We start from the raw sequence: 22,854 nt of genomic DNA, 5'->3' as shown, positions 1-22,854 counted from the left end.
GATCAGATGCACCCACGAGGATTACGCAGCGGTCTTGTTGCCTGGGCCTTGGCCGCCTGCCTGGTCAGCGCCGCGGCGGCGACCACAGTCACGGCACACGCTGCCGCGGCCGGCTGTCAGGTCACCTACACCGTCGGCAGCCAGTGGGCCGGCGGCTTCAGCGCCAACGTCGCGATCAAGAACCTGGGTGATCCGATCGGCAGCTGGACCCTGCGCTGGACCTTCGGCGCAGGGCAGACGATCGGCCAGGCCTGGAACGCCGGCGTGACCCAGAGTGGCAGCGCGGTGACCGCCTCCAACGTGAGCTGGAACGGCTCCCTGGCAACGGGCGGCAGCACCTCGTTCGGATTCAACGGCACCTGGAACAACTCCAGCAATCCCGTGCCGGCCGGCTTCACGCTCAGCGGAGTCGCCTGCACGGGCAGCACGACCCCTTCTCCGACCGTGACCCCGACCACACCGCCGACATCGGGGCCGAGCACCCCGCCGGTGCGGACGGTGCGGGTCTTCTGGCTCAAGCCGTCGGACGTGGCGTACGACCAGCGATACCCGGACGGCATCACCAAGGTCATGCAGGAGGCGCAGCGCTTCTTCAAGCAGGAGTTGGGCAAGACGTTCACGTTGAACAGCCCGGTGGTCGAGGTGGTCAACGGCGACCAGCTACGAAGCTGGTACGAGAACACGCCGAACTGCGGTGAGAAGTACTGGTGGACGGTGTGCAACATGCAGGCCGAGCTGCGCCGTAAGTTCGGCCTCGGCGCACCGGACAGCCGCTGGATCAACGTCGGCGAGATCAGCGCCGAAGGCGACGGCGCCGGTGGTGGCGGCGGCAACGGGTGGGTGATCCTCAGCGGCCACGACGCTGACGGCGCCGCGGGCATCAACGGCCCGATGAATCGCTGGTACGGCGGAATGGTGCACGAACTCGGGCACGCGTTCGGCCTGCCCGACGCCACGTCCACCGATGGCACGTGCATGTCGGCGTCCCTCTACGACTACCCGAACTGCCACTTCAGCCAGGCGCAGAAAGACGCCATCCTTCGCGGCTCCTACGGCAGCTTCCTCTCCTGATCAGTGACGGGCGGCGTGACCGGCCGTCACGCCGCCCCCGATCCAGAGGCCTCCGGACATTGCGGAAAGAAATGTGCCGCATTAGCTCCTAGCGTGGGTACTCCCAAGCCGAGAAGGAGCCTCCGATGGAGATTCGGCCGTTCACCATCGCCATCCCCCAAGCGGACGTCGACCAGTTGGCCGACCGGCTGACGCGGACCCGCTGGCCCGACGAACTGCCCGGCGTCGGGTGGACCCGCGGCGTGCCGCTGGAGTTCCTGAAGGAGCTGGCCGCGTACTGGGCCGAGGGCTTCGACTGGCCCGCGGCCGAGGCCCGGCTCAACGAGCTCCCGCAGTTCATCACCGAGATCGACGGGCAGCGGATCCACTTCCTGCACGTCCGCTCCGACAACCCCGATGCCCTTCCGCTGGTGCTCACCCACGGCTACCCCAGCGCGTTCGCCGAGTTCACCAAGCTGATCGAGCACCTGCGGCAGGACTTTCACGTGGTGGCTCCGTCGCTTCCGGGCTTCGCCTTCTCCACCCCGGTACGCGAGACCGGTTGGGCGATGGGCCGCACTGCCCGGGCGTGGATCGAGCTGATGCGCCGCCTCGGCTACGACCGGTACGGCGTTCACGGCGGCGACGTCGGCGGCGGTGTCTCGGGCGCGGTGGCCGGCCTGGACGGCGGGCACGTCGTGGGTGTCCACGTGGTGACGGACCCGTATACGGCGGCGGCCACAGCCACCTTCCTGCCCGGCATGGGGGACCGCCTGGACCCGTCGGACCCGGTGGACAAGCTGGCCCTGGACCGGATGGCCGAGTTCCGCTCCGACGGCAGCGGCTACCTGGCGATCCAGAACAGCCGCCCTCAGACCATGGGCTACCTGCTCAACGACTCGCCGGCCGGGCAGCTCGGCTGGATCGTGGAGAGCTTCGAGCGGTGGACGGACCTGCCGTACGACCGGGACCAGCTGCTCACGATCGCGACCCTCTACTGGTTCACCGGCTCCGGCGTCTCCGCCGCCCGCTTCCTGTACGAGCAGGCACACTCCGCCGACTGGGGTGCGCCGCCGGCTGTGCCGCAGGGGTTCGCCGTGTTCGGCGCCGACCCCACGGTCCGCAGGCTCGTCAACCCGCCGGCGGAGACGCACTGGACAGAGCACGAGCGGGGCCGGCATTTCCCGGCCATGGAGGCGCCGGAGGTGTTGGCCGCGGACCTGCGTACCTTTTTCAGCGGCTTGAAGTGACCGGCCGACGCAGGCCAAAGGCCACTTCCCGCGATCAGGTCGTGGCCTTTGACGTCATGTCCACCTGCGGAAATGAGTCGCGCTCCTAACCGCAGTGTTCGAAGGGGCTGGTGTACGAGCTGCTGCCGACCGAGCCGCCCCACTTGACGCACTGCCCGGCCGCGTCGCGCCTGACGGGCCCCGCGTAGTAGCCGTAGCTGCCCGAGTCGGTCGTCCTGCTCTCCCCTTCCGGCTCCAGGAAGGCCGACACCGCCGATGCCGAGCCGAGGTTCGTCGTCTTCAGCGTCACGACGCAGTTGTAGCCGTTGCCCGAGTTGTAGAGCAGGTAGGTACGGCCACCGGTGAGGCCCGCTGAGTCGATGACCGAGTAACCGCTGCCGCAGACTTCCTCAGGGGTGTAAGGGTTGCCGCTGCAGGCGTTGGTGCTCGTGATGGCCTTCTTCTCGCCCAAGGACACGGTCACGCCGTCCACGGTCGGGCTGCTGTCCATCGCACCGGTGGAGGTTCGCTGTTCGTAGTGCAGGTGCGGAGCATTCGAGCCGCCCGTCGAGCCGACAGTCCCGATCGTGGTGCCCTGGCTGACGCTCATCGAGCCGCCCGCCGACCTCACCATGGTCGCGAGGTGGGCGTAGCGGGTTCTGGTGCCGTCACTGTGGCGGACCTCTATCCACTTGCCGTAGCTCGTGCTGCCCGCGTCGTAGAAGTACGCGGTGCCCGAGGCGGTGGCGCGCACCGTTTCGCCGTCGATGTCATCGCCCCCGTAGTCCTGCCAGTCGATGGAGCCAGATGGGTTGTGGCCGGGGGTCCAGTTGTTGGCGTAGAAAGTCTTCCCGCAGTTGAACGGGCTCTTGTGCGACACGGCCAGGACATTTGTGCTCTGTGCCGAGGCGGCCTGCGGAATCAGCGCTGCCGCGAGAGTGACTAACAGGGCAGTGATCGCGGGCCTGAAGGTCTTCGACCAGGTCGGCCTGTCGGTTGTGGGCATGCTCACCTCTCTGAACAGGTGCGTATGGGGGGATACGGTTAGGCGCCCATTACCTTGATGCCGATGAGCCTCGCGGCGGCTGAATTCGTTGGCGGCATAATGATCAGTTCGACGGGATGGGAAGGCCGCTTTAAGCGAGCATTTCGACATCTCGCCGCCCGTGGAAGGGCGGGTCGATCATGAACATAGCTCTGAAAGTTCTTTTCATCAATGTCTGCGGCATGAAATTTTGTAGCTCTCCGTGCCGGGGGGAGCGCGCATAATCAAGGTGCAGTTTGCGATAACGCGTTCGATTTAGCCCGTGAAGAGTGCAGGAAGGCGAAAAGGCCGATGGGCCGCGCGATGACGCGCGGCCCATCGGCCTTCAGGCATAGTGCCAGGTCGGCCGGCGCGGGCCGACCTGGACGTCGTTGATCAGACCAGGTCGAACCGGTCGAGGTCCATCACCTTGCTCCACGCCGCGACGAAGTCCTTCACGAACCTCTCCTTCGCGTCATCGCTCGCGTAGACCTCCGCGAGCGCGCGCAGCTCGGAGTTCGACCCGAAGACGAGGTCGACCCGGCTGCCGGTCCACTTGACCTCGCCCGTGACGGAGTCGCGACCCTCGAAGGTGTTCGCGTCCTCGGACGTCGACTTCCACGTCGTGCCCAGGTCGAGCAGGTTGACGAAGAAGTCGTTGGTCAGCGACCCGGGGGTCGTGGTGAGGACGCCGAGCGGCGACTGCTGGTGGTTCGCGCCCAGGACGCGGAGGCCACCGATGAGGACCGTCATCTCGGGGGCGCTCAGGGTCAGCAGGTTGGCCCGGTCGATCAGCAGGTACTCGGCCGGGAGCCGGTTGCCCTTCCCGAGGTAGTTGCGGAACCCGTCGGCGGCCGGCTCGAGGGCGGCGAACGACTCCACGTCGGTCTGCTCCTGCGAGGCGTCCACGCGGCCCGCCCTGAAGGGCACCTCGACGTCGAAGCCGGCGTCCTTGGCGGCCTTCTCGACGGCCGCGCCGCCGGCGAGGACGATCACGTCGGCGAGCGAGACCTGCTTGCCCCCGGTCTGGGCGCCGTTGAAGGCCTTCTGGATCCCCTCCAGGGCGCCCAGCACCGTCGCCAGCCGGTCGGGGTCGTTGACCTCCCAGCCGCTCTGCGGCTCGAGGCGGATGCGCGCACCGTTGGCGCCGCCGCGCTTGTCGCTGCCGCGGAAGGACGAGGCCGACGCCCACGCGGTGGACACGAGATCGGACACCGACAGGCCCGAGGCGAGGATCTGACCCTTGAGGGAGGCGATGTCCTCGGCGTCGATGAGCTCGTGCGTCACCGCGGGGAGGGGGTCCTGCCACAGCAGCGTCTCGGCCGGGACCTCCGGGCCGAGGTAGCGCACGATCGGGCCCATGTCCCGGTGGGTCAGCTTGAACCAAGCCCGGGCGAAGGCGTCCGCGAACTCGTCGGGGTTCGCGAGGAAGCGCCGCGAGATCTGCTCGTAGACCGGGTCGAACCGGAGCGAGAGGTCGGTGGTCAGCATCGTCGGGGCGTGGCTCTTCGACGAGTCATGGGCGTCGGGGACGGTGCCCGCACCCGCGCCTTCCTTCGGCCGCCACTGGTTCGCACCGGCGGGGCTCTTGAACAGCTCCCACTCGTAGCCGAACAGGATCTCGAAGAAGCTGTTGTCCCAGGTGATCGGGGTGTTCGTCCAGATACCCTCGAGACCGCTGGTGATCGTGTCGCCGCCCTTGCCGGTGCCGAAGCTGTTCTTCCAGCCGAGGCCCTGCTCCTCGATCGAGGCGGCCTCGGGGTCGGCGCCGACGTGGTCCGCCGGGCCCGCACCGTGGGTCTTGCCGAAGGTGTGACCACCCGCGACCAGGGCGACCGTCTCCTCGTCGTTCATCGCCATCCGGCGGAACGTCTCACGGATGTCGCGGGCCGCGGCCAGCGGGTCCGGGTTGCCGTTCGGGCCCTCCGGGTTGACGTAGATGAGGCCCATCTGGACCGCGCCGAGGGGGTTCTCGAGCTCCCGGTCGCCGGTGTAGCGCTCGTCGCCGAGCCAGGTGGTCTCGGGGCCCCAGTAGACGTCCTCGTCGGGCTCCCAGACGTCCGCACGACCGCCGGCGAAGCCGAAGGTCTTGAAACCCATCGACTCCAGGGCGACGTTGCCGGCGAGGATCATGAGGTCGGCCCACGAGAGCTGCTGGCCGTACTTCTTCTTGACCGGCCACAGCAGGCGGCGAGCCTTGTCGAGGTTTCCGTTGTCCGGCCAGCTGTTGAGGGGCGCGAACCGCTGCTGGCCGGCCCCGGCGCCGCCGCGGCCGTCGCTGATCCGGTACGTGCCCGCGCTGTGCCACGCCATCCGGATGATGAACGGGCCGTAGTGGCCGAAGTCCGCCGGCCACCAGTCCTGCGAGGTCGTCAGCACCTCCGCGATGTCCTGCTTCACGGCCGCGAGGTCGAGGCTCTTGAACGCCTCGGCGTAGTCGAACTCCTCGCCGAGCGGGTTGGCCACGGCGGGGTTCTTGGCGAGGATCTTCAGGTTGAGCCGCTTCGGCCACCACTGGCGGTTTCCGCCACCCTGAGTCGGGTGCAGGGCGCGCTCGTGCGCGACCGGGCAGCCGCCTGCGCCCTCCGCCTTCGCGTCTGTGACGATTGCATCATGGTTCTCAGACATGGGAATCCTTCCGGACTTGGCGCATCACGGTGCTCAGGGTGTGCGTGCGGTTGAACAGTCGGGGCACAGGCCCCAGTAGATGACCTCGGCCTCGTCGATCAAGAAGCCGTGGTCGTCGGAAGAGGTCAGGCAGGGCGCATGGCCGACCGCGCAGTCGACGTCGGCGACGGCACCACACGACCGGCAAACGACGTGGTGGTGGTTGTCCCCGACGCGTCCCTCGAACCGGGCCGGGCTGCCGGCCGGTTCGATGCGGCGGACGAGCCCCGCCGCGGTGAGCGCGTGAAGGGCCTCGTACACGGCTTGAAGGGAGACATGTCCTACGCGATCGCGCACCCCGGAGGCGATCGCCTCGACATCGAGGTGGTCACCGTCCCGGACGGTCTCGAGCAGCGCGACACGGGCGGCCGTCACCCGCAGGCCTGCACCGCGCAGCTCCTCGGCGATGGTCGGAGTCCTGGATGCGGTCATGGCGTCCAACCTGACTTCATAAACACGAATCATACAAGATAATGAATGATCCAAGTCTAGTGCCTGAGCGTGTCTTCCTATGAGTGCACACTCCGCTACTCTTGGCGACTATTGGAGCCGCCATGCCGTACGCGCGGGCGGACCTCTTCGCGCCAGGAGAGTAGGGCGAGGGCGCGCCTGAACTGGTCCGACGCGTGCTGGGCGGCGCGGCGTCAGCCGCCCTTGACCGGCAGCCGGAGCGGGCGGTAGATCAGCCCGTCGTCGCTCCACCGCAGCGTCGCCAGATCCTCCTGCGCACGCAGGCCGGGCAGCCGCGTCGCCAAGGCGCGGAAGGCTTCCTGCAGCTCCATCCTGGCCAGGTTGGCCCCCAGGCAGTAGTGGGGGCCGTGGCCGAACGACAGGTGCGGGTTTACCGCCGTCCCGGCGAACCGGTGGATGTCGAACCGTTGTGGATCGGCGAACGCCGACGGATCGTGGTTGGCGCCGGTGGGGTTGGGCAGCACGACGGCGCCCGCCGGGATCACGCCGCCGGACAGCTCGATGTCCCCGGTGATCCGCCGGAGCAGGCCGTTCCCTCCGGGACCCTCGCAGCGCAGGATCTCCTCCACCGCTGGTTCCAGCAGCTCGGGCCGCGCCGCCAGCTGCGCGTACTGCTCGGGGTGGCACAGAAGGCGGTACGTGCCCCGGATGATGATCGAGGCGGTGGTCTCGTGCCCGGCCATGATCAGCGTGAAGACCATGTGGGTCAGCTCGGCCTCGCTCAGCCTGTCCCCGTCGTCCCGCGCCTCGATGAGCAGGTCGATGAGATCATCGCCCGGCCTGACCCGGTGCTCCGCGATCAGCTCTCCGGCGTACGCCATGAACGCGGCGAATCCCTCGCCCCTTGCCTCGCTGCTCGCCTCGGAAGTGGACAGGAACATCTCCGTCCAGCCGCGAAACTGCTCGAACCGGTCCATCGGGACGCCGAGCATCTCGCAGATCACCCGTGCGGGCAGCGGCAGGGCGAAATCGGCGACCACGTCGAACTCCTCGCCGGCCGCGTCGATTAACTCGTTGGCGATCGCCGCCGCGCGAGGCCGCCAGCGCTCAATGTGCTTGGGGGTGAAGGTGCCCTGCATGATGCGGCGGTAGCGACTGTGCTCCGGCGGGTCCTGGTTGATCAGCGCCGCGGGGTCGTCCTCCAGGGCGGTGCCGCTGACCATCCTGGGCAGGCCGGGGTCCCGCAGGTTGCGGCTGCTGTCGGGCGAGGCGAGCACGGCACGGACGTCCCTGTACCTGACGATCATGGGTACCTGGTCTCCGCTCGGCATCGTGGTGTGCTCCATCGGAGCCTCGGCGAGCCTGCGGGCCAGCTCGGACGAGGGAGTCCCGAAGGATCCGGGCGGAAGGTCCGGCCAAGGCCATGTGGTGCTGGACTGTGCTGTCATGGTCGCCCTCCTGGCGATGCCGTCCAACAAACGCCCTGAACCTACGGAACAGCCCGTACCTGGTCAATATCTCCACATGGCCACATCTCAGAGGACAAAGCCGCCAGCGCCTGCATGGTCGGCCACTAAACGCTTGACAGGAAGTGGAAATCGCCGGACAACTTGCGGACATGCATTTCTCTGGTTCAACCGATACGCGTGCCGCAGAGTTGTCCGCGTAGGAGCGAATCAAATCGCCAGAGAGAGGAATTGGCAAATGAAGATTCTCGCCAAGCTCGGTGTTGCCGCCGCCGTCGTGGCCGGGGGCCTGACACTCGCAGCGCAGCCCGCGGCTTTCGCCGCCGCGGCTCCCGGCGTCTCCGTGACGCCGGCCACGGGCCTGTCTGACGGCAGCACCGTCACGGTGGCGATTACCGGTGCGGGAGCCAACGAGCAGTACTTCGTCTCTCAGTGCGCGACCGTCAACGACAAGCTCGCGTGCAATGTGGAGTCGGGAAAGACGGTCACCACGGACGCCAATGGTTCGAGTAGCGCGTCGCTCCTCGTCAAGAAGAGCTTCCAGGGCGTGACGCCCGAGGGCACCCCGGTGGGGGCGGTCGACTGCGCTGCCACGGCCTGCTCCGTCGGCGCCGGGAACGCGGCCGTATATCTCGGTTCCCAGCAGATCTCTTTCAAGTCCTGAGGCCGTTGTTGAGATGGTCTGATGTTGGTTGACGAGATCCCGCCCGATCGTGATGGTCGGGTGGGCTCTCGTCTTTTGTGCCCTCGCAGATTACCGACGATACGCCTGCCGCCATCAGCCGGTTTCCGAGGCGTTCTTCAGAACGCTCTCCACAATGTTTCGGCAGCCATGGCGGCCAGCATCACGCCCACTGAGACGACCCCGACCACCAGGAATGGCGCCTTTTTGGCGTCCGTGCTCCGGAGCATCGCATATTCCTGCACGAATCTGGAACAGACCGTGGCACAACCGACGGCGGCCGTCACGGCCACACCGGCGATGCTTGTTCCCCTGAGCATGTCGGCGACCACGAAGAAATAGAACAGCTCAAAGACGGTCAGCGTGACCGCCGTCACCGGCCCCCACTCCCGCCACACCGTCCTGCGCTGTGCGCGGTCCGCCCGGGCACGCTTTCTCAAACGCCGCTCACTGGTCCTGCTCGCGCCCATGACCACCCTTCCCCCGGGGCTCGCGCTAACCAGGAAACGAACCCGGTGATCGCGAGGTTCCGCTGCGGGCGAGCGTATGGGGAGCGCCAAGCCCCCCGACTGTGAGAGAGCGCTCTCTTGACACCGATACCGCTCTGGCCGGAAGGTTTTCCGCAAAACTACATCCGTGGATCCGATGAGGTAACCCGCCCGCTCGTCTGGTCCGATGAGTTCAACGGATCCGCCGGCAGCGCCGTCGACCAGTGCCGCCCACGGGCGACACGGACGGCGGTCAGATCACCGGCATCGGCGGCAAGTGCGTGGACGTCACCGGCGGCTCCACGGCCAACGGCACCCGGCCACATCAAGCTGAAGGGGCTCCGCCCGGCCGGGCGGAGCCCCTTCAGCGCGGCGGGCCGTCTCGTATGTAAGGCGCCCACCGCGCCGAGAACCGTACGGCAGCTCACCTTCCGGCGCGCGTCCCGAGCACTGTGAGGGAGGCCAGTGACTCGGCTCAGCGCGCCGCCTGGTGAGGTGCCCGGTGGAGCCGTCCCGGCGATCAGACGGCTCTTTAGCCCTTGCTCCAGATCGCCGCGATGAGGTCGCCGTTGGTGTCGAGGACCTCGGGCTTGTAGCCCAGCGCCTTCATCTCGGTGGCCTTGAGCGTGTACGTCACGCGGTTCAGCTTCAGGTGTTCCTTCAGGCCCGTCACGTTGCCCTTGCTCCACACCGTGGTGTAGAGGTTGCCGGGCTCGATGGACATGAGAACGGGCTGCAGGCCCTGCTTGGCCTTGGCCAGCAGCTCCTGACCGCGCTGCTCCACGGTCTGGCCGGTGGTCACCTGCACGGTGCCCGTGACGCCCCCGACGACCCAGACGGCCGCGTAGAGCGGCTTCTCGGCCGTGCCGTACACGTCCAGCGAGGACAGGGTGTAGCCGGCGGCGGCGAGCTTGGTGTTGAGGGAGACGAAGGCGCCCTTGGTCAGGTCGAGCTTGGACTGGATCTTCTCGGTGGCCTTCTCGAAGACCGCGGCGAAGACGGCGCCCGAGCCCGAACCGGTGCCCGAGATGAGGGTCGGCACGTAGCCGAGCTTCATCTGGTCAGTGATGCGCTGCTGCAGGCTGGTCGCCGAAAGGCCCTGCAGGACGTTCACCTTGCGGGTGGTGTCCTTGACCCAAACGGACGTGTACTGCGGGTTGGCCGCGTTGGTCACGCTCAACACCTCGGGCACGTAGCCCGTGTTCAGCAACTCCTTGACCTTCTGCAGCCAATCGGTGGCACCGAGAGCTGGAAGGGAGAGCCAGTCCAGTGGGCCGTTCTGGACGGTCGTGGTGGTCGTCGTGGTGCGCTGTTCGGCGATCGCTGGGGACGCGAGAGCCAGTATCGGAGCGGCGGCCGCCGCCACAGCGGTGGTGAGGGCGACGATCCTCGGGGTCCGCATGATCCTCCTCAGGTAAAGGTTGTCCCAATCCCGGACGAGGAGTGACCATAACAAAGGATGAGGGAGAGTTCACCATCAGTCACCATAATAACCACAAATCACGTCAGAAAGCTGGAGGCCCAGGAGTAAACTCCAGCACCAAGCCGAGGCATCATCACGTTCGGCCCGGGCCTCACCTCGCCGGGCGGACCATGTGCCGCTCCCGAGGCGGATCAAGATCATCCACGGTCTCGTACGCCGCGTGACGCCACCGTCCTCCATGGCTCTTGGTCTCGGTCATTTGCATAAGGAACATGGTTTTCTTCGCCGCTTCCACCGCCGCGCGTCTGGATTTCTGGGATTCCTTGTGGACCCATTCGGAGCCGCGCCTCACAGGAGTGATGAGACCCAGGTCGACATAGCCGCGCACCACCCGGATCCGTGCCGTCCACCTGCGGATACTCAACTTGGCGGCACCATTGACAGCATGCGTGGAATTGGCCTCACCCAAAGAAATCAAGGTTGCGCGACGGCGGCGGCCGGGCTTCGCGTCGTCCATTCCGAGAACCGTCGTATTTCAACTACGAAGTAAGCTCGGCCCGCAGGTCGTCAGAGAGGTTTCCGCCCGTGATGATCGTGGCCAGGGGCGCGTCGGCGAACTCGTGCCGGAGCGCCGCCGCGACGCCCACCGCGCCCGAGGGCTCGACGAGCAGCCCCAGCGTGTCGCGTACGACGAACATTGCCTCGCGGATCGCCTCCTCCGACACCAGGACGACATCGTCCACGTACTCGCGCATCCAGTCGACGGCCACCGGGACCGGCACCCGGACGGCGATGCCGTCGGCCGCGGTCGCCGCCTGCGGGGACGACACCGGCCTGCCCTCGCGCCAGCTGTGCGCCATCGCCGGGGCTCCGGCGGCGCACACCCCCACGATCTTGGTGCGGGGTGAGCGTGCCTTCATCCAGCAGCCGATGCCGCTGATCAGCGCCCCGTTGCCGACAGGGATGAGCAGCGTGCCGACATCCATGGAGGCCAGCTCCACGGCGATCGTGCCGGCACCCTCGGCGATGCGCGGATCGTGGCCGTCCTCCACGAACAGGCACTCCTGATGCCGGTCGGCGTACGCGCGCGCCGCGGCCTTGGCCTCGTCGAAATCGGCCCCGACCAGCTCGACCCGCGCCCCCAGCTCGCGCATCGCGGCCACCTTCGCCGGGTTGGCGGTGGTCGCCGCGAACACCTTCACCGCTAGCCCCCGCGCCCTGGCCGCATAGGCGATGGCCTGGCCGAAGTTGCCCGCCGACGCGCACACCACCTGCCGGTCGAGAGGCACGCCCCGCATGAAGTGGTCGGCGCCGCGGCCCTTGAACGAGCCGATCGGGTTGAGCGTCTCCACCTTGATCACCGTGTCGCGGCCCAGCCGCCGGGAGAGCCCGGTGTGCACGTACTGAGGGGTGTGGAGGAACGCGGGGTCGATGAGATCGCTGGCTTGCTCGATGTGCTCGAGCGACAGGCTGGGGTTCATCATGCGCGTATCGTATACGATAGACACCACGACATCGCGACACGCCCGCCGCCCCGACGGCGAAGCTGTTGCGGCACGAGATCGACCGCCTCGGATGGGATTCTTGCCGTGGACCGCATGACCAGCCTGGATACGCTATGCATGCGCTCGGAGTTCGAGCGCCGACACCGCGACGAAAGTCCCTTCCGCTGATGAGCACTTCCGACCTCGCGCCGCAGGCGATCCAGCGCAACGAGCCGCTGCGCGAAGCGGTGTACGCCCGGATCGTCGACTCCATCCTGTCCGGGCACTATGCGCCGGGTGCGTCGATCACGGAGGCCGCGCTGAGCCGCGCCCTCCAGGTGTCCCGCACCCCGATCCGTGAGGCCCTGCTCAGGCTGGAATCCGAGGGGGTGCTGTCGTCGGCGCTGGCCAGGGGCTTCACCGTCAGGTCGCTGGACCGCCGGGAGGTCACCGAGCTCTACCCGATCCTGGGCGCGCTCGAAGGTCTCGCCATCCGCACCGCGCACGCGCCGAACGCCGCGACGATGGACACTCTCCACCGCACGCTCGACGAGCTGGAGGCCTGCGACGACGCGGTGCGGCGCTGGCGGCTCGACACCGTCTGGCACGGGGCGCTCGTGGCCGCGTCGGGAAACCAGCACCTCCTGTCGCTCACCACCCAGCTCCGCGTCAACCTCTCCCGCTACGAGCTGGCCTACATGCGCGAGACCCGCTCCCGCGCCACGGCCGACCAGCAGCACCGCGAGACGCTCGCCGCCGTCGTCGCCCGCGACTTCCCCAGGGCGGCGAACGTGGTCGAAGAGCACTGGCGCCAGGGCATGGAGCTCGTCCTGGCCTGGCTCGACCACAAGCCGGCCCAGGCGTAGGCGGCCGCTGCAGCACGGCCCATGTCGCGTGCCGTGGCCACCTTCAGGCGCTGGCTGCCTATCGTATACAGGTGGGCTGACCGCCCCACCGGCATGGACGCCGCTCAGCCCACGTTGAGTGGCGCCCGCGTGGCCTCGGCCGGCTGCGGGCGGGACGGCGAGCGGGTGCCGAGGGTCAACCCCACGGCCAGGCAGATCAACGGGATCGCCGGGATCACGTACCGCACGTCATAGGCGGCCAGGAACGGCGGTGAGACGACCAGCGCGAGCGCCGCCACCCCGGGCAGCAGCGCGTCCCAGCGGCGCCGCACCAGCGCGGCCGTCAGCGCGCCGACCAGGGCCAGCATGAGCAGCGGGAACGGCACGTAACCGAAGCGCTGGTACGCGCGCAGCCACCCCGCGAACGGCTCGACCACCTGTGTGGCGGCCGGTCCGGCCTCGTACGACTCCGCGACGCCGCGCACCGACTCGCCCAGCGGCCGCTCGGCGGTGGGGAGCTTGTACGGCGTCTTCTCGTCCACGGCCGTACGCTCCCAGCGCAGCAGCTGCGTGAGGTCGGTCGCGACCGCCGCGAGATACTCGCCCGGCTGCGCGAGGATGGCCTGCCTGGCGAACTCCCCGGCGAGCTGGTTGCGATTGCCCGTCCCCGGCACCTTGAGCAGCGGCGAGAAGCTCTCCCACAACCAGTGCGGCGGGTACGGTCGCTGCTCCACCGGCATGTCCGGGCAGAGCACGGCCAGCCGCTCCGGCGGCTTGATCACCGCGCAGTCGGCGAAGCTCATGGTCCTGGACCACAGGAAGTTCCCGTCCGCCTCGGTGAGCGCGAACTTCCCCTTCTCCGCCTTCATCCAGGTGGCGTACGCGCCCAGGGGAATCGCACCCGCCACCAGCAGCGCCACGAGCGGGCGCCAGCCGTACCGTCTGATCAGCAGGTACGCGGCCGTCAGGATCAGCAGCGGCAGGCCGACCGTCCTGGTGATCCCGGCCAGGCCGAGCAGCGCGCCGCCCACGGCGGCCGTGGCGGGCGTGACGCGCCGGACGACGAGCAGGATCGCGGCCGTGACCAGCACGACGAAGACCGCGTCCGCCATGATCATGTGCTCGAGCAGGATGAGGAACTCGTCGTACAGCAGCGGGGTGACCAGCAGGGCGGCGCCCCAGCCCGGCAGGCCGCGCCGCCGCAGCAGCGCGTACACCGCCACCGCGAGCCCCAGCATCAGCAGGTGCTGCAGGACCGTCACCAGCGTGAGGCTGTGCGCTGGGCGGAGCAGCGCGAGGAGTAGCGAGTATCCGGAGGGTCTGGTGGTGCCGGGGCTCAGGTCCTCGCGCAGGAATGCGAACGAGTCGCCGTAGAAGAGGATCGACGGCGGGAACCCGAGCACGGCGAGCAGCCGCAGCCCGACCGCGGGCAGCATGGCGATGACCAGGGCGCGATGAGCCAAGGTGGATCTGCTTCCTCGTGTGTCCGGGCCCCCACAATAGTGGGTGTTCCGGACACGGACCGGTCTGCCCGGCCGAGACCTCCGCGGGTCAGTTCTGCTCGGGCAGCGGGTCGACGAGGATCCCCGGATCCAGGTTGCGCAGGACGCGCGGACGATCGGTCAGGATCGGCCACCGGGTGGCCCGCGCGCATAAAATCACGTGGCCCGCGGTGATGTCGGCCGACCCGTCGAGGATGTCGGCGATGTCGGGCACCTTTCCCGCGGTGAGTTCGTCGACCTGCACGGCCGCGCTGCTGATCAGATCGAAAAGCTCGACCTTCGTCGCGAGTGGGACGATCGAATAGACGAGCGTCAGGGCGGTCGCCGGAATGCACAGCCCGCCGCCCCGGTAAAGACACAGTGCCGCGATGCTGCGGGAATGGTTCGTCTTGGCGACCGCTATGTCGACGAGCGCCCCCACATCGAGAACCCGCCCAGGAAGCATGGTCAATCCTCTTGATTCCGATGCAGGCCGAGCCCGAGCATCACTTCATCCGAAATCCGGTCAACCTGCAACGCGTCGGCCGCCCGGTCCAGGTCCTCACACTGCAGGTTCCAACGCTGGATCAGGATGGTCGCGTGCGTCATGTTGCTGACTTCGCGCTCCACCGCGGCGCGAATCACGTCGGAAATCATACGGCCATCAGAGCGGGCTTTTTGATGAACCGCATCAAGTGTCGCCTTGTCTAAATTTACGATGATTGATGCTGTTTCCTCTGGTCGGTCCCCCTGGGAAAGCCGGGGAGCCGACATGGCCCACGACGGGGGGGCGGGGGTGTCGGGGGCTTTGTCGTTGTCCGTCGAATTCCGCCGTGATGGAATGGGCATCGCCATACGCACGACGGTAGTCCTATAACGCCGCCGCCGATAGTCACCCAGCGAGATCGGATGGTCATAAGGGCCTCCGGAGGAGCCATATGCACTGCGTCACGTCGAAAGACGGCACATCCATCGCATACGAACGCCTCGGCGACGGCCCGGCGATCGTTCTGGTCGGCGGCGCCTCGGTCGACCGTTCCGGCAATGCGCAGCTCGCGCAGGAGCTGTCGGGCAAGTTCACCGTCTACAACTACGACCGTCGCGGCCGGGGCGACAGCGGCGACACGCTCCCGTACGCGGTCGAACGCGAGATCGAGGACATCGCCGCGCTCATCGCCGAGGCGGGCGGGGCCGCGCACCTGTTCGGGGCCTCGTCGGGCGGCGCGCTCGCGCTCGAAGCCGCGGCCGCCGGGCTGCCGATCGCGAAGCTGGCCGTGTACGAGGTGCCGTACAACGTGGCCCCCGACGGGCGGGAGCACTGGCACGAATACGTCGGGCGGCTGCACGCGCTGCTGGCCGAGGGCCGCAGGGGTGACGCGTTCGCGCTGTTCATGGTGACTGCGGGCGCCACGGAGGAGATGGTGGAGCAGGCCCGCAACTCGCCCGCGTGGCCGGGGCTCGAGGCCGTCGCGCCGACGCTCGCGTACGACGCCGCCTGCATGGGCGACGGCCGGCCGCCCGCCGACCGCCTGGCCGGGATCGCCTGCCCGACGCTGGTGGCCACCGGCGGGGCCAGTGCCGAGTCGTTCGTGGGCGGGGGAGGCGACTTCTTCGACCGGGCCGCGGACGCGATCGCCGCGTTCGTCCCCGGCGCCGTACGCGAGATCATCGAGGGCCAGACGCACATGGTCGACCCGAAGGCGCTGGCCCCGGTGCTCACGCGCTTCCTCGGCCGATGAACGCCCCTCGCATGAGGTAGACCCAGCACTACTGCTCGGCCCACGCACCGGCCGATACGGTCGGAAGGTGCTCAACCGGACCGCGCTGGAGGCGCTCACGCAGCGGCCGCTGCCGTTCCTGGGCTCGGCCTGGCCGTGGCGCTGCGCGGCGTACCTGCTGGCCAGCGCCGTCCCGGGCGCGGCCGTCGGGGTCGCGGCGCTCGCCACGATCCCGCTGGGCTGGGTCGCGGCGCCGGTCGTGCTGGCGCTGAGCCTCCCGCTCGTCGCCTGGTTCGAGCGGCGCAGGCTGCGGCTCGTGGACGGCGTTCCGCTGCCCGAGGTGCCCGACAGGCGCGGACGGGAGGCGGGGCTGGCCGTCCTCACGGTGCTCGGGCTGTGGTGGATCGACCTGATCATGCTGGGGTTCACCGTCGTCGGGCCGGTGCTCCTGATCCTCTCGCCGGTCGTGCAGCCGCTCGCCGACGAGTTCGCCGTCGTGGCCTCAGTGGGTGGCGTGCTGCTGCTGCCCGTCGCCGCTTACACGATCACCGCCTGGGGCGGCGCCAGAGGGGCGATGGTACGCGCGATGCTCGCGCCGCAGGCCTTCGAGCTGAGCGAGGTGCTGCGGTCGCGGGCGAGGCTGGTGGACGCGTTCGAGATGGAGCGCCGCAGGATCGAGCGTGACCTGCACGACGGCGCGCAGCAGCGGCTGGTCTCCCTGTCGATGACGCTCGGCCTGGCCAGGCTCGACCTGCCGGACGACTCGCCCGCGGGCCGGCTGATCGGGCGCGCCCACGACGAGGCCAAGCAGGCGCTGGCCGAGCTGCGCGAGCTGATCAGGGGCGTGCATTCACAGGTGCTCACCGACCGCGGGCTGGGCGCGGCGATCCGCGACGTGGCGGGCCGCTCGCCCGTGCCCGTCGACGTGGCCGTCGAGCTCGACGGCCGGTTGCCGCCGCCCGTGGAGGTCACCGCGTACTACGTGGTCAGCGAGGCACTCGCCAACCTGGCCAAGCACAGCCGGGCCACGAGGGGCGCCGTCGCAGCGCGGGTCGAGCGCGGCACGCTGGTCGTCGAGGTGCGCGACGACGGCGCGGGCGGCGCCGACCCGGCCAAGGGGACGGGGCTGACCGGGCTCGCCGACCGGCTGGCCGTGGTGGCCGGGAGGCTGTCCCTGTCCAGCCCGGTCGGCGGGCCGACTTTGATCCGAGTGGAGATCCCGTGCGGGTAGTGATCGCGGAGGACGCCGTACTGCTGCGGGAGGGCCTGGTCGGCCTGCTCGAACGCTTCGGCCACACCGTCGCCGCCTCGGTCGGCGACGCGCCCGCCCTGGTCGCCGCCGTCGCCGAGCACCGCCCCGACGCCGTGGTGACCGACGTGCGGATGCCGCCCGGCTTCTCCGACGAGGGCCTCCGGGCCGCGCTGGAGCTGCGCGGACGCCACCCGGACCTGGCCGTGCTGGTGCTCAGCCAGTACGTCGAGCAGACGTACGCGGCCGAGCTGCTGGAGTCGGGCGCCGGCGCCGGCATCGGCTACCTGCTGAAAGACCGCATAGGCGACGTACGCGAGTTCGTGGACGCGCTCGACCGGGTGGCCGCCGGCGGCACGGTCGTGGACCCGGAGGTGGTCCGCCAGCTCCTGAGCCGGCGGCGCGACCCGCTGGCCAGGCTCACCCCGCGCGAGCAGCAGGTGCTCGGCCTGATCGCCGAGGGGCGGACGAACGCGTCGATCGCCAGGGAGCTGTTCGTCACCGAGGCGGCTGTCGCCAAGCACATCGCGAGCATCTTCGCCAAGCTCGACCTGCCGCCCGAGGCCGACGGGCACAGGAGGGTGCTGGCGGTGCTGGCCTATCTCAGGTGATGCAGAGCTCGTTGCCCTCCGGGTCGGCGATGGTCACCCACCAGTGGGGCCCTTGCCGGCCGCGGTGCAGCACGGTCGCGCCCTTGGCGGTGAGCTGCTCGACCACGGAATCGATGTTGCCGGCCCCGACGCGGACGTCGAGGTGCACGCGGTTCTTGACCGTCTTGGGCTCGGGCACGAACTGGAACAGCACCCGCGGCGCGCGCTCCAGACCGGCGGGATGCCTGATGGCCGTGCCCGACTTCCACACCAGCGCGCCGTTGTGCCGGGTCGTGTCGTCCTCGGTGGCGTAGCCCTTCTCGATCATCTCGCGGATGAACGCCTCCTCCTGAGCCTCCACCGTCCAGCCGAGCGCGTCGGCCCACCAGTCGGCCAGCCGGTGCGGGTCGCCCGTGTCGATGACGACTTGGAAGTCATATGCCATGCCCCGATCCTAAAAGTAGGGTTCGTTGGCATGAACGAGCAGTGGCTTGAGGTCGGCGACCGGGTCTATGTCCGGCGCCACCAGTCGTTCGACATGAACGTGGGTCTGGTTGTAGGCGACGGGCACTGCCTGGTGCTCGACACGCGTAGCTCGCACAGGGAGGCGGCGGACCTGATCGAGGCGGTCAGGAGGATCACCGGCAGCCCGTGGACGGTCGTCAACAGCCACTCCCATTTCGACCACTACTTCGGCAACGCGCTCTTCGGCCCGGCCGAGATCTGGGGCCACGTCAGGTGCGCCGAGGAGATCGAGCAGGACGGCGAGCAGCAGCGCGCCGCGATGATCAAGGGGCAGCCCGAGCGGCGTGCGGAGTACGAGGAGGTCACGATCGTCCCGCCGGACCACACGTTCACGGCCGCGGCCAGCCTCGACATCGGCGGTCGCATCGTGCACCTGCGGCATTTCGGGCTCGGGCACAGCAGCAACGACGTCGTCGTGCACGTCCCCGACGCGGGTGTGGTGTTCGCCGGTGACCTGGTGGAGGAGGGGGCGCCGCCGGCGTTCAGCGACTCGTACCCGCTCGACTGGCCGGCCACCACGGCGGCGATGCTGGACGAGCTGCCCGAGCAGGTGATCGTGCCGGGGCACGGCGCGGTGGTGGACCGGGCGTACGCGCAGGCGCAGCACGACGAGCTGGCCCTCGTGGCAGGGCTGGCCAAGCGGGCCCACGTGGAGGGCCTGCGCGACCTGATCAAGCTCTTCCCCTATCCGGAGGACGTGACCAGGCAGGCGATCGCCAGGGCCTTCCTGCAGCTCGACGCCTGAGCAATTACGAGCGGCTGGCCAAGGACGAGCTGAAAGAGGCCGTGACAGAGGGAGCTGCGCCATGCCCGCATCTCAGGCGGTTTTCAGGGGAAATTTCGCGACGAATCCGGAATCTGCGTACACCAGCGTGCCCTCGTGCAGCAGGGCGATGTCCCGCGCGATCGGCAGCCCGAGCCCGGCGCCGCCCGCGTCCCTGGCCCGCGCCTCGTCGAGCCTGGTGAACCGGGCGAACACCGCCTCCCGCTGCTCCGGCGGGATCCCGGGCCCGTCGTCCTGCACTTCCAGCACGGCCTGGCCCTGCTCGGCGCGTACGCGGACCCGTACGGTCGAGGCGGCGTGCCGTACCGCGTTGTCGGCCAGGTTCGTCACCAGGCGGTCGAGGTGCGCGCGCGAGCCCTTCATCACCACGTCCGGCTCGATGTCCAGCTCCACCCGCACGTCGGGGCGGCGCCTGGCACGCAGGGACTCCTCGGCGGCCACCTGGCCCAGGTCCAGCTCGGCCGTGCGCAGCGGCTCGCCGGCGTCCAGCTTGGCCAGGATGAGCAGGTCGGCGGCGAGGGACTGCAGGCGTTCGACGTCGGCCAGCGCCTCCCTGGTGAGCGCGCTGGGCTCGGCCAGCTCCAGGCGGGCCCGCAGGGTGGCGATGGGGCTGCGCAGCTCGTGCGCCGCGTCCGCGACGAACCGCTTGTGCGTCTCGACTGCCGTCTCCAGGCGGTCGAGGGTGCCGTTCACGGTCGAGGCCAGCGCGGCGATCTCGTCCTTCGAGCCGGGCACGGGCACGCGCTGGTGCAGGTCCCGAGCGGTGATGTCGGCCACCTTGGCCCTGATGGCGGCCACGGGGGCGAGCGCGCGGCCCACCGAGATCCACGTCATCCCGGCCACCACGAGCAGCACGGCGGGCACGCCGGGCAGCAGCGCCCCGTTCAGCGTCCGCAGCGCCTCCTCGGCGCCGTCCAGGGAGACCCGCGACCAGACCGTGGCGGGGCCGCCCGCGGTGCTCACCTTGAGGCCGGCGACGGCGTACTTCTGCGGTTGCGCCCACTCCGCGGCCGAGGCCGCCTTGTCGTCGGTCAGCAGCACGTCGGGGTCGGCGAACTTGGCCGTCGTGCCGTCGCGCAGCTGGACCACGCCTTCCTTGCCCGCGATCCGGATCGGTCCGGGCTCGCCCGGGGTGGGCGGCGCCTTCTCGGTGCGCTCGATCTTCAGGCTCTCCGCGTACGGCACCGCGGCCACGGCCTTCCTGGTCGCCTCGGCGTCGGCGTTGCGCTGCAGCGTGCTGCGCAGGACGGCCACCAGCGCCAGGGCCGCCAGGCCCAGGGCGAGGGCCACCACGAGGGTGGCGGCGACGGTCGCCTTCAGGCGCACCGAGGAGAGCAACGCCACCAGCTTCACTCGGCCTCCAACCGGTAGCCGGCCCCACGGACCGTCATGAGCGTCGTCCTCCCGAAGGGCACGTCGATCTTGCGCCGCAGGGCGCTGATGTAGACCTCGACGATGTTCGGGTCGCCGTCGTAGGAGAAATCCCAGGCCTGGGCCAGCAGCTCGCTCTTGGAGACCACCTCGCCGGCCCGCCGCGCGAGCGCGTGCAGCACCGCGAACTCCTTCGGCGTCAACGCGACCACCACCTCGCCCCTGCGGCACTTCAGCGCGGCGGGATCGACGACCAGGTCACCCACGGTGATCGAGACGGGCCGCTCCCGCCCGCCCCGCCGCACCAGCGCCCGTAACCTGGCCAGCAGCACCACGTACGAGAACGGCTTGGCCAGGTAGTCGTCGGCCCCGTTGTCGAGTGCCTCGGCCTCGTCGTAGATGCCGTCCTTGGCCGTGAGCATCATGATCGGCGTCCAGTCGCCCGCCTCGCGCAGTCTGGAGCAGAGCGCGTACCCGTTCATCCTGGGCAGCATCACGTCCAGGACGATCACGTCGTACGTGTTCTCGGTGGCCATCCACAGCCCGTCGCGCCCGTCGTGGGCCACGTCCACCGCGAAGCCCTCGCCCGCCAGACCGCCTTTCACCAGGTCGGCCAGCCGCTCCTCGTCCTCCACCAGTAGCACTCGCACACCGACCAGGGTGCCTCAGGTCACCTAAAGCCAACCTGAAGATCATTTAGGGCTTCTTCAGGGTCGTTTAAGGTACGCCGCGCCAGTCTCGAGGCGTTCGACCGAATCCCAGTGAGGAGAATCCATGTTCAAGCGACGTCTCGCGGTGCTCGGCGCGGTCGCCGTGCTCGCCATCACCGGTCTGGCCGGCTCCGCCATGGCCGACGAGACGCCGGTCACCGCCGGCGGCAAGGTGACCTGCAAGACGGCCGACGGCAAGACCATCACCCTGCCCGAGATCGGCGGCAAGGTCGCCATGTGCGACGGCAAGGTGAAGGCGATCAAGCCCGACGACAAGCTGAAGATCGACCGCCTTCCCGACGGCGAGGCCCTTCCGCCGGGCGCGGTTAAGGCCGAGCGGCTCCCGGACGGCGAGCTCCCGGGGGGCGTGCAGAGCGAGCGGGTCCCGGACGGCGAGATGCAGGTCGAGGGGCTTCCGGACGGCAAGCTCCCCGAGGGCGTGCAGGCCGTCCCCGCGCGGCCGGCGGAGCCCGGGAATGAGGGACCCGTGCACATGCGGCCGCCGGCCGGCGCGCCCAAGGACGCCATGAAGGTGGAGCTCATCTGCGAGAAGACCGACTGAGGTCACTCCGCGAAGGACGGGTGCGGCCCCAGCGCCCAGTACTCGTAGAGGCCGTGGCCGACGAGCCCGTCGTACTCGAAGCGCCCGACGGCGTCCACCATGCCCCACATCCTGGCGGCGTCGTCGGGCAGCCGGTACGTCACGCCCTGCACGACGGGCCCCTCGCCCTGGTACATCCCGTGCTTCCAGTCCGGCTCGAGCCCGTAGCCGGTGCCGACCATGAGGTGCACCGGCAGGAGCGGCGTGCAGTGCACGTCGAACGGCTTGCCGCCCGGCGGGGAGAAGGTGATCGTGGCCTCGACGACGTCGCGGGTGCCGGGGGCGTAGACCGGGCGGTACTCGGGCCTGCCGAGGTACTCCTCCTCGCGCCCGTCGGACCAGACGCGTACGGCCTCCTCCAGCACCCGCCGGCCGCGCTCGTCCTCCTGGATGATGCAGAGGATGGCGTGGTCGTCGAACCGCATGGGTGCGTAGAGCCAGTAGAACGTGCCGGGGTTCTTGGCCTGGATGCCGGGCGGCTCGGGCTCGCCGACCGGCCTGATGCCCCAGGACCGGTCTCTGGTGCCCTGCCAGCGGTCGGGCGTGACCGCTATGTCCTCCCCGCCGATCCTGATATTTCCGGACCAGAGCCCCGTCTGCGCCAGGCGTACCGAGTCGAACATGACCCGCTCCTGCCACCGCAGGAAGTGCCGCGGCTCAAGGGTCGCCGGGATCGTGCCCTCCCAGAGGAGGTCGAAGGCCAGGCCGTGCTCGTTCGGCTCCAGGACCACCCTGAGCCGCTTGAGCCCTTCGAGCACCTCGACGCGGAACGGGCCTGTCTCGGTGTTCATCCGGTCGGGGCCCAGCTCGCGGGAGGCCCGTACGACGCGGTGCAGGTCTCTGTGCCGTACGCAGGCGAAGGCGTCGGTGACGCCCAGGTTGGGGTACTGGCCGAGGCCGACGATCAACATGAGCTCGTCGGTGCCCGGGTGGCAGTTGAAGTAGTAGCGGTCGTAGAAGTTGCGGTCGGACGTGGCGACGTGCCGCATGACCTGGGCGGTCTGGTGAATGGGGTAGTCGTCCAGCGGAGACAGGGCCATGCCGAGGTTGTAGCAA

Annotated in this window: 24 protein-coding genes; 9 read left to right on the top strand and 15 right to left on the bottom strand. The window is 69.2% G+C overall.

Features of this window, described 5'->3' with window-relative positions; translation table 11 throughout:
• Positions 1-6: 6 nt before the first annotated feature.
• The gene (locus ABN273_RS28420; protein ID WP_349452088.1) at positions 7-1,071 is read left to right on the top strand and encodes a cellulose-binding domain-containing protein; all 1,065 of its coding nucleotides are present in this window, start codon (positions 7-9) and stop codon (positions 1,069-1,071) included.
• 125 nt (positions 1,072-1,196) lie between these two features.
• The gene (locus ABN273_RS28415; protein WP_349452087.1) at positions 1,197-2,300 is read left to right on the top strand and encodes an epoxide hydrolase family protein; all 1,104 of its coding nucleotides are present in this window, start codon (positions 1,197-1,199) and stop codon (positions 2,298-2,300) included.
• Positions 2,301-2,385: 85 nt separating this feature from the next.
• Here the strand turns inward: ABN273_RS28415 and ABN273_RS28410 are convergent, their stop codons facing one another.
• The 4 genes from ABN273_RS28410 to ABN273_RS28395 all read right to left on the bottom strand — a co-directional run bounded on the left by ABN273_RS28410 (position 2,386) and on the right by ABN273_RS28395 (position 7,688).
• Positions 2,386-3,285 (bottom strand): M23 family metallopeptidase, encoded by a 900-nt coding sequence (locus ABN273_RS28410; protein ID WP_349452086.1) that lies wholly within the window; start codon positions 3,283-3,285, stop codon positions 2,386-2,388.
• A gap of 414 nt (positions 3,286-3,699) precedes the next feature.
• Positions 3,700-5,931, bottom strand: coding sequence for a catalase/peroxidase HPI (gene katG / locus ABN273_RS28405; RefSeq protein WP_349452085.1), 2,232 nt, complete (start codon positions 5,929-5,931; stop codon positions 3,700-3,702).
• Positions 5,932-5,964: 33 nt separating this feature from the next.
• The gene (locus tag ABN273_RS28400; protein WP_349452084.1) at positions 5,965-6,402 is read right to left on the bottom strand and encodes a Fur family transcriptional regulator; all 438 of its coding nucleotides are present in this window, start codon (positions 6,400-6,402) and stop codon (positions 5,965-5,967) included.
• A gap of 212 nt (positions 6,403-6,614) precedes the next feature.
• Complete coding sequence (locus ABN273_RS28395; protein WP_349452083.1) at positions 6,615-7,688, bottom strand: cytochrome P450; 1,074 nt, start codon at positions 7,686-7,688, stop codon at positions 6,615-6,617.
• 397 nt (positions 7,689-8,085) lie between these two features.
• On the opposite strand from ABN273_RS28395, the gene ABN273_RS28390 reads away from it, so the two are divergent.
• Positions 8,086-8,511 (top strand): enediyne antibiotic chromoprotein, encoded by a 426-nt coding sequence (locus ABN273_RS28390; protein WP_349452082.1) that lies wholly within the window; start codon positions 8,086-8,088, stop codon positions 8,509-8,511.
• A gap of 137 nt (positions 8,512-8,648) precedes the next feature.
• Here the strand turns inward: ABN273_RS28390 and ABN273_RS28385 are convergent, their stop codons facing one another.
• From ABN273_RS28385 to ABN273_RS28370, 4 genes are all read right to left on the bottom strand, one after another.
• On the bottom strand, positions 8,649-8,906 hold the full coding sequence (locus tag ABN273_RS28385) for a hypothetical protein (RefSeq protein WP_349452081.1): 258 nt from the start codon (positions 8,904-8,906) through the stop codon (positions 8,649-8,651).
• Positions 8,907-9,549: 643 nt separating this feature from the next.
• Positions 9,550-10,419 carry a hypothetical protein gene (locus tag ABN273_RS28380; protein WP_349452080.1) on the bottom strand — a complete coding sequence of 290 codons (870 nt, stop codon included), beginning with the start codon at positions 10,417-10,419 and terminating at the stop codon, positions 9,550-9,552.
• Positions 10,420-10,591: 172 nt separating this feature from the next.
• Entirely contained in the window at positions 10,592-10,957 is a 366-nt protein-coding gene (locus tag ABN273_RS28375; protein WP_349452079.1) for a hypothetical protein, read from the bottom strand.
• A gap of 22 nt (positions 10,958-10,979) precedes the next feature.
• On the bottom strand, positions 10,980-11,924 hold the full coding sequence (locus ABN273_RS28370) for a threonine ammonia-lyase (RefSeq protein WP_349452078.1): 945 nt from the start codon (positions 11,922-11,924) through the stop codon (positions 10,980-10,982).
• 188 nt (positions 11,925-12,112) lie between these two features.
• On the opposite strand from ABN273_RS28370, the gene ABN273_RS28365 reads away from it, so the two are divergent.
• Positions 12,113-12,790 carry a GntR family transcriptional regulator gene (locus ABN273_RS28365; RefSeq protein ID WP_349452077.1) on the top strand — a complete coding sequence of 226 codons (678 nt, stop codon included), beginning with the start codon at positions 12,113-12,115 and terminating at the stop codon, positions 12,788-12,790.
• 104 nt (positions 12,791-12,894) lie between these two features.
• Here the strand turns inward: ABN273_RS28365 and ABN273_RS28360 are convergent, their stop codons facing one another.
• The 3 genes from ABN273_RS28360 to ABN273_RS28350 form a co-directional block, all read right to left on the bottom strand.
• Positions 12,895-14,232: a hypothetical protein gene (locus ABN273_RS28360; RefSeq protein WP_349452076.1), complete on the bottom strand. Its 1,338-nt coding sequence runs from the start codon at positions 14,230-14,232 to the stop codon at positions 12,895-12,897.
• Between the two features lie 88 nt (positions 14,233-14,320).
• Positions 14,321-14,692, bottom strand: coding sequence for a hypothetical protein (locus ABN273_RS28355; protein WP_349452075.1), 372 nt, complete (start codon positions 14,690-14,692; stop codon positions 14,321-14,323).
• 26 nt (positions 14,693-14,718) lie between these two features.
• Positions 14,719-15,105 (bottom strand): hypothetical protein, encoded by a 387-nt coding sequence (locus ABN273_RS28350; RefSeq protein WP_349452074.1) that lies wholly within the window; start codon positions 15,103-15,105, stop codon positions 14,719-14,721.
• 83 nt (positions 15,106-15,188) lie between these two features.
• Between ABN273_RS28350 and ABN273_RS28345 the strand changes: the two genes are divergently transcribed.
• The 3 genes from ABN273_RS28345 (at position 15,189) to ABN273_RS28335 (ending at position 17,828) form a co-directional block, all read left to right on the top strand.
• Complete coding sequence (locus ABN273_RS28345) at positions 15,189-15,989, top strand: alpha/beta fold hydrolase (RefSeq protein WP_349452073.1); 801 nt, start codon at positions 15,189-15,191, stop codon at positions 15,987-15,989.
• 67 nt (positions 15,990-16,056) lie between these two features.
• Positions 16,057-17,199 carry a sensor histidine kinase gene (locus tag ABN273_RS28340; protein ID WP_349452072.1) on the top strand — a complete coding sequence of 381 codons (1,143 nt, stop codon included), beginning with the start codon at positions 16,057-16,059 and terminating at the stop codon, positions 17,197-17,199.
• Entirely contained in the window at positions 17,190-17,828 is a 639-nt protein-coding gene (locus ABN273_RS28335; protein WP_349452071.1) for a response regulator, read from the top strand. The genes ABN273_RS28340 and ABN273_RS28335 overlap by 10 nt, the downstream gene beginning before the upstream one ends.
• Here the strand turns inward: ABN273_RS28335 and ABN273_RS28330 are convergent.
• Entirely contained in the window at positions 17,821-18,252 is a 432-nt protein-coding gene (locus ABN273_RS28330) for a VOC family protein (RefSeq protein WP_349452070.1), read from the bottom strand. The two genes, ABN273_RS28335 and ABN273_RS28330, sit on opposite strands and share 8 nt — an antisense overlap.
• A 30-nt stretch (positions 18,253-18,282) precedes the next feature.
• On the opposite strand from ABN273_RS28330, the gene ABN273_RS28325 reads away from it, so the two are divergent.
• On the top strand, positions 18,283-19,077 hold the full coding sequence (locus ABN273_RS28325; RefSeq protein ID WP_349452069.1) for an MBL fold metallo-hydrolase: 795 nt from the start codon (positions 18,283-18,285) through the stop codon (positions 19,075-19,077).
• A gap of 72 nt (positions 19,078-19,149) precedes the next feature.
• On the opposite strand, the gene ABN273_RS28320 is transcribed toward ABN273_RS28325, so the two are convergent.
• Positions 19,150-20,469, bottom strand: coding sequence for a sensor histidine kinase (locus ABN273_RS28320; protein ID WP_349452068.1), 1,320 nt, complete (start codon positions 20,467-20,469; stop codon positions 19,150-19,152).
• Positions 20,466-21,137, bottom strand: a complete 672-nt coding sequence (locus ABN273_RS28315) for a response regulator transcription factor (protein ID WP_349452067.1) — start codon at positions 21,135-21,137, stop codon at positions 20,466-20,468. Before ABN273_RS28315 ends, ABN273_RS28320 begins: the two co-directional genes overlap by 4 nt.
• A gap of 124 nt (positions 21,138-21,261) precedes the next feature.
• Here ABN273_RS28315 and ABN273_RS28310 point away from each other — a divergent pair, with 124 nt between their 5' ends.
• The gene (locus ABN273_RS28310) at positions 21,262-21,759 is read left to right on the top strand and encodes a hypothetical protein (protein WP_349452066.1); all 498 of its coding nucleotides are present in this window, start codon (positions 21,262-21,264) and stop codon (positions 21,757-21,759) included.
• A 2-nt stretch (positions 21,760-21,761) separates the two neighbouring features.
• On the opposite strand, the gene ABN273_RS28305 is transcribed toward ABN273_RS28310, so the two are convergent.
• Entirely contained in the window at positions 21,762-22,838 is a 1,077-nt protein-coding gene (locus ABN273_RS28305; protein ID WP_349452065.1) for an Rv3169 family protein, read from the bottom strand.
• Positions 22,839-22,854 lie beyond the last annotated feature (16 nt).

This window comes from Nonomuraea sp. B19D2 (assembly GCF_040137845.1).
GTDB lineage: Bacteria > Actinomycetota > Actinomycetes > Streptosporangiales > Streptosporangiaceae > Nonomuraea.
Note: the sequence above shows the minus strand (reverse complement) of the source record. Positions and strands in the feature narration are given on the sequence as shown.